This is a genomic window from Streptococcus caballi DSM 19004 (genome assembly GCF_000379985.1).
In the GTDB taxonomy this organism is placed as follows: domain Bacteria; phylum Bacillota; class Bacilli; order Lactobacillales; family Streptococcaceae; genus Streptococcus; species Streptococcus caballi.
This window is the reverse complement of record NZ_KB904117.1, coordinates 1-1,250: the sequence shown is the minus strand read 5'-3', so window position 1 is coordinate 1,250 and position 1,250 is coordinate 1. Positions and strand designations below refer to the sequence as shown.

At 44.8% G+C, this 1,250-nt stretch carries 2 protein-coding genes and 1 pseudogene; all 3 read left to right on the top strand.

Features of this window, described 5'->3' with window-relative positions; genetic code table 11:
* Nucleotides 1–465, top strand: a pseudogene (locus tag A3GS_RS0109630) (triacylglycerol lipase); the annotation flags it as partial.
* Nucleotides 450–860: a hypothetical protein gene (locus A3GS_RS0109625; protein WP_018365183.1), complete on the top strand. Its 411-nt coding sequence runs from the start codon at nt 450–452 to the stop codon at nt 858–860. The pseudogene A3GS_RS0109630 and the gene A3GS_RS0109625, both read left to right, overlap by 16 nt.
* A gap of 8 nt (nt 861–868) precedes the next feature.
* Nucleotides 869–1,192 (top strand): hypothetical protein, encoded by a 324-nt coding sequence (locus tag A3GS_RS0109620; protein ID WP_018365182.1) that lies wholly within the window; start codon nt 869–871, stop codon nt 1,190–1,192.
* Nucleotides 1,193–1,250 lie beyond the last annotated feature (58 nt).

Here is a 1,250-nt window from a genome sequence, read left to right as displayed (position 1 = left end):
CTGAATCTCGTTGTGTCAGGCATGTCCGCATACTATAGCCTCAAAACAGAGCGTGAAAAGCATGGTCTGACGAGCAACGAAGAGTTCTTTCTTGACAGTACACAGGCAACAGTGGTTGCGACTGGTTTGGTCAAGGCAGCTGAGACGGTCAAAGATGAGGTTGAGGCTGCTAAGAAGCGTGCGGTTGAGGAAGCAGAAGAGCTTTATCAATCCACGAAAACAGCCCCTTTTGGGATAACAGAATTAAGTGCAGCCGAGATTCAGGCAGCCTATGCAGAGGCTGGGGTGACCTACGATAGCATCGTTGGGAAGACAGAGCGCCATTTTGACAAGAAAGTCAGTAAGGCCAAAAAGCTTGTCACCGCTTATACCGATTTACAGGGCAAAATTCAAGCTGGTGTTAATGATGCCTTTGCCAAAGATGCCAGCTTAGCAGGGAAGTTTCACAAATGGTCAGTGAATTAAGTAGAAAAGTTGATCAACTGGATGCGGAGATTAAAAAGCATAACAGCAATCTAGATCGTTTGGAAGATGATTATCATTTTCAACGCCGCCAGTTTGAGGAGGAATACTTTCGTTTAGAAGATACTAACCGAGACCTTAATCGTTATTACGAAGAAAAGTATGAGGAAGTCTTGGCTTATCTCAGGCAGGTAGAGGGTGACACATCAGATGAACTGATGGCCCTCAATTGGCTTATAGAAGATTATAGAGATGCGACAGAGATCAGTTATCGTAAGGAGCGCCAGCATTTGGACGATAAGGAAGACCGCCTCAGGCAGGATTACCAGAGAAAACGTGATGCCGTGGAGCAGGAGATAGCTAGCTGTATGGCACAGAAAAGGCAAATTTTAGAATAGGAGGATATATGGCAAGTATCTTGGAGACTGTTGGTAGCGTGATGATGGGAGAGGCCGATCTCAAGGAGCTAAAAAAGAAAGTAGAAAAGGCTCTTATCAAATCCGTCTACGCACCTCTAACCAAAAGTAGTCGCAGTGGGATTGAGTCTAAGTATGATGCGCAAATCACAAAGGCGGCCAGCGAAGGGAAGACAACGACTGCCACTATTGTTGGGCAGTTGGACACAGCCATCAAGGGTAAAGGCCGTAAGGCGGTTGAGTCGGCTGTTAGGAAACATAAGAATGATTATGATGCTTTGAAAAGGCAACAGTTTTCTGTACAAAATTTATAAAGTGTTTTTATTAAGTAATGACTCGCCTAGTCATTGGTGTTTGGTAATTGAGACTGCC

Excerpts from the sequence above, each read along its gene's own strand:
- A3GS_RS0109625 (WP_018365183.1), top strand. The coding sequence starts at position 450 with ATGGTCAGTGAATTAAGTAGAAAAGTTGATCAACTGGATGCGGAGATT.
- A3GS_RS0109620 (WP_018365182.1), top strand. The coding sequence starts at position 869 with ATGGCAAGTATCTTGGAGACTGTTGGTAGCGTGATGATGGGAGAGGCC.